This is a genomic window from Halalkaliarchaeum sp. AArc-GB (assembly GCF_031432225.1).
Taxonomy (GTDB): domain Archaea; phylum Halobacteriota; class Halobacteria; order Halobacteriales; family Haloferacaceae; genus Halalkaliarchaeum.
Genome location: NZ_JAVKGM010000017.1, coordinates 76598 through 82754 on the forward strand (window position 1 = coordinate 76598; position 6157 = coordinate 82754).

Below are 6157 nucleotides of genomic sequence, written 5' to 3' on the forward strand. Positions count from 1 at the left end.
CACCGGCAACGGATGTTCGACGAGATCATGGGCAAGTTCGAGGGATCGCCGAGCCAGCAGGCGGTGATTCGGCTGCTGCTCGAGCGAGGCTTCTCCGTCAACGAGGAGGGCCGGGTGGTCTCCGGCGGGATCGAGATCCCCTACACCGGAATCGCGCGCGAGCTGGACGTCGACCGTCGAGTCGTGGATTCGACCACCGACGCGATCCTCGAGGACCCACAGCTTCGGGAGATCTTCGGAAACATCTCCGCGATCCCGAGCCTGATGGATCTCGCGCCGGTGCTGGACCTGTCGGTGCTCACTGTCGAGGTCGGCGCGGCCGAGGAGGCCGGCATCGTCGCCGAGATCACCGGTCTGATCGCCGACCGGGGGATCTCGATCAGGCAGGTGCTCTCGGACGACCCGGAGTTCACCGACGAGCCGAAGCTGTACGTCATCACCGACGATCCGTTGCCCGGTGACCTGCTCGTGGAGATCAGGGAGCTGTCGTACGTCCGGCGCGTGGAGTTTTAGTCGACGATGATCTCCGAGTCCGGGTCGCCTCCGATTCCGGCGTCCTGTTCGTTTTTCATCTCTTCCTCGTAGCGGGCGATCCACTCGGCGAAACACTCCGGGCAGAGCCGCTGGGTGTCGATCGTCGACCGGTCGACGCTCAGCCTGACCGTTCGCGACAGCGCGTCGGTCGTCGATTCGCCGCAGGCGTGGCAGGGATTGTCCTCCTCTCCGTCGCTCATGGGGCCCAGTCCCGGCGGAGATGATAAAAGCGTTTGTCCCCGAAGTCGTCCCGCCCAGTCCCGTCGTCACGTCTCGCCACACCGTCGCCACGTTTCGCCACACAATCGTGCCGTTTAACATATGATGGCGGGCTATACTCGCCGTAGCAATGCCCAGTGGAGACTACGACCCCGACGCTGTCGAATCCAAGTGGCAGCAACGCTGGGTCGACGACGAGACGTATTCGTATCCGGACGCCGAAGCCGACCCGGACACCGCCTTCGCGATCGACACGCCGCCGCCGACGGTATCCGGGAGCCTCCACTGGGGTCACGTATACGGGTCGATCCTCCAGGACGTGGTCGCCCGATTCCATCGCATGCGCGGGCGCGACGTCTTCTTCCCGTTCGGCTACGACGACAACGGGATCGCGAGCGAACGACTCACCGAACGGGAGCTGGACATCCGCCACCAGGACTTCGACCGTCGGGAGTTCCAGCAGAAGTGTCGGGAGGTGTGCAGGGAGTACGAAGCGGAGTTCACCGAGAAGATGCAGTCGATGGGGGTCTCGATCGACTGGAACAACACCTACCGCACGATCTCCCCGCAGGTGCAACGCGTCTCCCAGCTGTCGTTTGTCGACCTCTACGAGCAGGGCCGCGAGTACCGCGAGGAGGCGCCGGCGATCTGGTGTCCCGAATGCGAGACGGCGATCTCGCAGGTGGAAACCGAGGACGACGAGCGGGGGTCACACTTCCACGACATCGCATTCGAGGTCGTCGAAGCGGCGGCGGACGACGACCTCCCGGAGACGTTCACGATCTCGACGACCCGTCCCGAACTGCTCCCGGCCTGCGTTGCGGTGTTCGTCCACCCCGACGACGAGGAGAACGCCCACCTCGTCGGCAACCATGCGAAGATCCCCATCTTCGGCCAGGAGGTGCCGATCCTCGAGGACGACCGCGTCGACATGGAGACTGGGTCGGGGATCGTGATGTGCTGTACGTTCGGCGACCAGACCGACATCGAGTGGTACCGCGCCCACGATCTCCCGCTGCGGATCGCCATCGACGAGTCGGGGCACCTCACCGACGTCGCCGGCGCGTACGCCGGGCTGTACGCGACGGACGCGCGCGAAGAGATCGTCGAGGACCTGGAGGGCGTCGGGGCGCTGCTCGACCGGTGGGAGATCACCCACACAGTCAACGTCCACGAACGGTGCGGGACGGGCATCGAATTCCTCGTCACCGAACAGTGGTACGTCGAGGTGCTCGACAGGACCGACGAGTATCTCGAGGCGGGTCGGGAGATGGAGTGGTTCCCCGAGAAGATGCTCACCCGGTACGAACACTGGGTCGAGGGGCTCCAGTGGGACTGGTGTATCTCCCGGCAGCGCTCCTCGGGGATCCCGTTCCCGGTGTGGTACTGCGACTCCTGTGGCACCGAGATCCTCGCAGAAAAGGACGACCTCCCGGTGGATCCGCTCTCGGACGACCCGCCGGTCGCGGCGTGTCCCGACTGCGGGGGCGAGTCGTTCCGGCCGGAGGACGACGTCTTCGACACGTGGGCGACCTCGTCGCTCACTCCGCTGATCAACGCCGGCTGGGACTGGGACCCCGAGACGGAGTCGTACACGATGGATCGCCCGGAGATCTACCCGATGGACGTCAGGCCGCAGGGTCACGACATCATCTCCTTTTGGCTGTTCCACACCGTGATCAAGTGTTACGAACACACCGGCGAAGTGCCGTTCGACTCGACGATGATCAACGGGATGGTGCTCGACGAGAACCGCGAGAAGATGTCGAAGTCGAAAGGGAACATCGTCGCCCCCGACGAGGTGCTCGAGAAGTATCCCGTCGACGCCGCGCGCTTCTGGGCGGCCGGCAGTGCCGTCGGCGACGACCTCCCGTACCAGGAGAAAGGGCTCCGCGCCGGCGAGAAACTGCTCCGGAAGCTGTGGAACGCCTCGAAGCTCGTCGACTCGCTGACTCCCGAGGGGACGGTCGATCGTCCCGAGGAGCTCCGGGAACTGGATCGGTGGCTACTCGCCCGGCTCGACGACGAGATCGAGACGCTCACCGACCAGTTCGAACACCGGGAGTTCTCGAAGGCGCGCGACCGGTTGCGGTCGTTCTTCTGGGGGACGTTCTGTGACGACTACCTCGAGATCGCCAAACAGCGGATCCGCGAGGGGCAGGACGAACGCTCGGCGCAGTACGCGCTCGAGACCGCCCACCGGCGGTTCCTGAAGCTGTTTGCGCCCCTGCTCGCTCACGCCACCGAGGAGATCTGGCAGGAGATGTACGACGCGTCCGAAAGCGAGGAGAGCATCCATCTCGAGGCGTGGCCCGAACCGCTCGGGATCGAGGCCGACCGGGAGGCCGGGGCGGCGGCGATGGCGGTCGTCGGCGCGCTCCGGAAGTACAAAAGCGAAAACCAGCTCCCCCTGAACGCGACGCTCGACCGCGTCGAGGTGTACGCCGACGTCGCCGACTTCGAAGCGGACGTCACCGGCGTGATGCACGTCGAGGAACTCGCGGTGCTTCCCGGCGCCGAACCGCCAGTCGAGACGGTAGTCACGGGAATCGATCTCGACTACTCGCTGGTCGGGCCGGAGTTCGGCGGCGGCGTTCCCGACATCGAGGCCGCGATCGAGGCCGGCGACTACGAGATCGAGGACGACCGACTCCACGCCGCCGGGGAGGCGCTCGAGCCGGAGATGTTCGAGGTCGAGACCGAACGGCAGTACGCCGGCGACGGGACGTACCTCGACGCCGACGGCGTCGTCGTCATCGTAAGCGTCGACGACTGATCGGCAGCTGTCGGCGGTGAGCGGTCGGCCGAACGGAAGGCGGGATCCCGCCTAGAGATCCGCGCCGACGGCGTCTTCTATCGAGTCGAACCCGTCCCGTTCGAGCAGTTCGAGCAGTCCCCTGTTGATGTCGCGTGCGATCGTCGGCCCCTCGTAGATCAGCCCGGTGTACAGTTGTACCAGGCTCGCCCCCGCCCGGATCTTGGCGTAGGCGCCTTCGGCGTCCGAGACTCCACCGACGCCGACCACGGGAACGTCGACCCGTCGGGCGGTGTACCCCACGAGGTCGGTCGCACGGTCCTCGATCGGCTTTCCCGAGAGGCCGCCACGCTGGCTTCGGTTCGGGCTCTCCAGCGTGTTCGGGCGTTCGGTGGTCGTGTTCGTGGTGACGACCCCGTCGAGGCCCATCCCGTCGACGACCGAAAGTGCCTCCTCGAGTGCGGGGCCCGGAAGGTCTGGCGAGAGTTTCACCAACAGCGGCGAGGCACCGGCGGACTGCAGCTTCGAGAGGATCTCCTCGAGGGCATCTCTGTCCTGTAGTTCGCGGAGCTCCGGAGTGTTGGGACAGGAGACGTTCACCACGAAGAAGTCGCCCGCTTCGGCGACGCGCTCGTAGGTGTACCGGTAGTCGTCGGCAGCCTCCGCGAGGGGCGTCGCGGTCGTTTTGCCGATGTTGACGCCGAGCGGAACGTCCGGAAGCGGGCCGCGGTCCAGGCGGCGTCCGATCGCGTCGGCCCCGTCGTTGTTGAACCCCATCCGGTTTATGAGTGCCCGATCCTCGGACAGCCTGAATGCTCGTGGACGTGGGTTGCCGACCTGCGGTTCGGCGGTGACGGCGCCGATTTCGAGGTGGCCAAAGCCCAGCGCCGCAAGCGCCACCGGCACCTCCGCGTTCTTGTCGAAGCCGGCGGCGACGCCGACGGGGTTGGGGAACTGCACGCCGAACACCTCGGACTCGAGGCGTGGGTCGTCGATGCGACAGCGTCGCTCGATCGCCCCCGCTGCCGGCGTCCGCTGGACGGCCTTTAGTCCGTTCACTGCGAGTCCGTGTGCCGTCTCCGGCGGCAACAGGAACAGTCCTCGCTTCAGGAGATCGTACGCCCTCATCGTCCGGACAAACTTCCTCCGGCGACAAGAAGCCGCCGGCTCGCCGGAGCCGTCAACTGTCGCTTTAGAAGTCGTGTTCGACCTCGTCCGAATCCGCCTTCTGGATGACGATCTTGCCGTCCCGTACCCTGACGAACACCTCGTCGCCGATCTCCATTCCCGCCACGGCGAGTTCGTCTTCGTGAAGGTTCACGTGGGCGTTGTGATACTGCCCGTCGTCGTCCTTGGCCCCACTCGGGCTGAGCTTCTTTTTCCGGACCATCGAACCTATCTATCCCTAACTTCGGAGTAGCCTATACATAAGTGTTGTTTCGCGCTCCCGTGGCCCCCCGTCCGTGATGAAGAGCCGACCATGCTGAGGGTCGTTCGGACGCCGATTTGCTCCCCGGACAGGGTGGCCGTGGGGCGATTCCGACCGCGCGCGAGCATCCAGTGCCCCCTGAACCCCGTGATTTCACCCCGGTATCGGCCCCGTAACCGCTTTTTTCGCCGCTCGTTCCGGTGGAGCGAGATCGAAGCTTAAATACTTTCTGTCTTTCTGGTGGCCTTCCCCGGTATTTTTATAACGTATCATGTGTTCGATTGCCATGGAGGGTTAAAACCATGGTACGTGAAGATGGTAAGCGCAATTTCGCACTTCGAGAGGAAGGTGGAGACGAACCGAGCGTGTTCTCGGGGAACACTCCTCGACAGGCAGCACTCAAGGCTGCCCGACGGCTCGAGCCGGCACCCAGCGAGGACGCCGCCGATCCCGAGGAACTCAGACTCCGCGAGAAAGGGACCGACAAAGTCCACATCTACGAAGGCTGGGCCTGGGAAGAGGAGGCGCCGGACAACAGTCCCGACTGGATGCCCGAGGAGATCACCGAGGCAAACGTCTCCAAAGAGGGCATCGAACACCTCGAAGAGTAGCCGCGAGTAGCCGCGAGTAGCAGCGGAGAGTGACGACCTGTCGGGCGGTCGCGAAGATCGGGTCGCCGACGACGCCGTCGAATCCGACTCTTTTATTCGCGTGACGAACAGTTAGTCGTACGCGCGGCGCACGCCCGGCGGGACGACCCGTACGAGCGGACGGATGATCGACCGGCCTCCATCCGCGCAACAGTTCTCCCGGTAGTGTGAACCGTCGCGCTTCCTGTCTCGTGTTCCCTGTCTCGTGTTCCCTGTAACTCGGGCGTTCGCCATCGACTGGAAGGTTTCGAACCCGACCGATAGCCTCGTCGACAACTGTGACGACGGGCCGTGGAATCGAGTGACGAGGCGGCGATGGAACGACGGGGTTAAGTGGTCGACTCTCCTCGGTTAGAATGCGAACGCCCCGGGGCGACCCGGGGTCCGACCTCTCCCGATGGGAGGGGTCGACCGCGTCCGATCCGATGCCCTTATCAGTAGGTGGGCATTCGAATCGTGATGCGAACGAGACCGCGAATCCGGACCGAATTCGGCCGGATTCGCGGGGATCGAATCGGAAGCGATCCGATGGGTTTAAGCCCTCGGACGCGGTACGATAAGATCCGTAAG

Annotated in this window: 6 protein-coding genes; 3 read left to right on the forward strand and 3 right to left on the reverse strand. The window is 64.7% G+C overall.

Annotated features, from left to right (window positions below):
* The first annotated feature begins 12 nt into the window (after positions 1-12).
* Positions 13-513, forward strand: coding sequence for an amino acid-binding protein (locus RH858_RS14245; protein WP_259534088.1), 501 nt, complete (start codon positions 13-15; stop codon positions 511-513).
* Here RH858_RS14245 and RH858_RS14250 read toward each other — a convergent pair.
* Positions 510-734: a hypothetical protein gene (locus RH858_RS14250; protein ID WP_259534087.1), complete on the reverse strand. Its 225-nt coding sequence runs from the start codon at positions 732-734 to the stop codon at positions 510-512. The two genes, RH858_RS14245 and RH858_RS14250, sit on opposite strands and share 4 nt — an antisense overlap.
* A 149-nt stretch (positions 735-883) precedes the next feature.
* On the opposite strand from RH858_RS14250, the gene RH858_RS14255 reads away from it, so the two are divergent.
* The gene (locus tag RH858_RS14255) at positions 884-3529 is read left to right on the forward strand and encodes a valine--tRNA ligase (RefSeq protein ID WP_259534086.1); all 2646 of its coding nucleotides are present in this window, start codon (positions 884-886) and stop codon (positions 3527-3529) included.
* A 51-nt stretch (positions 3530-3580) separates the two neighbouring features.
* Here RH858_RS14255 and RH858_RS14260 read toward each other — a convergent pair whose 3' ends face one another.
* Both RH858_RS14260 and RH858_RS14265 read right to left on the reverse strand, forming a co-directional pair.
* A complete protein-coding gene (locus tag RH858_RS14260) occupies positions 3581-4636 on the reverse strand; it encodes a quinone-dependent dihydroorotate dehydrogenase (RefSeq protein ID WP_259534085.1) in 1056 nt (351 codons plus the stop codon).
* 64 nt (positions 4637-4700) lie between these two features.
* Positions 4701-4898, reverse strand: coding sequence for a hypothetical protein (locus RH858_RS14265; protein ID WP_119820851.1), 198 nt, complete (start codon positions 4896-4898; stop codon positions 4701-4703).
* A gap of 341 nt (positions 4899-5239) precedes the next feature.
* Here RH858_RS14265 and RH858_RS14270 point away from each other — a divergent pair, with 341 nt between their 5' ends.
* Positions 5240-5548 carry a non-histone chromosomal MC1 family protein gene (locus tag RH858_RS14270; RefSeq protein WP_259534084.1) on the forward strand — a complete coding sequence of 103 codons (309 nt, stop codon included), beginning with the start codon at positions 5240-5242 and terminating at the stop codon, positions 5546-5548.
* The last annotated feature ends 609 nt before the right edge of the window (positions 5549-6157 follow it).

Coding starts and splice junctions, on each gene's coding strand:
- RH858_RS14245 (WP_259534088.1), top strand. CDS start 13: ATGTTCGACGAGATCATGGGCAAGTTCGAGGGATCGCCGAGCCAGCAG.
- RH858_RS14250 (WP_259534087.1), bottom strand. CDS start 734: ATGAGCGACGGAGAGGAGGACAATCCCTGCCACGCCTGCGGCGAATCG.
- RH858_RS14255 (WP_259534086.1), top strand. CDS start 884: ATGCCCAGTGGAGACTACGACCCCGACGCTGTCGAATCCAAGTGGCAG.
- RH858_RS14260 (WP_259534085.1), bottom strand. CDS start 4,636: ATGAGGGCGTACGATCTCCTGAAGCGAGGACTGTTCCTGTTGCCGCCG.
- RH858_RS14265 (WP_119820851.1), bottom strand. CDS start 4,898: ATGGTCCGGAAAAAGAAGCTCAGCCCGAGTGGGGCCAAGGACGACGAC.
- RH858_RS14270 (WP_259534084.1), top strand. CDS start 5,240: ATGGTACGTGAAGATGGTAAGCGCAATTTCGCACTTCGAGAGGAAGGT.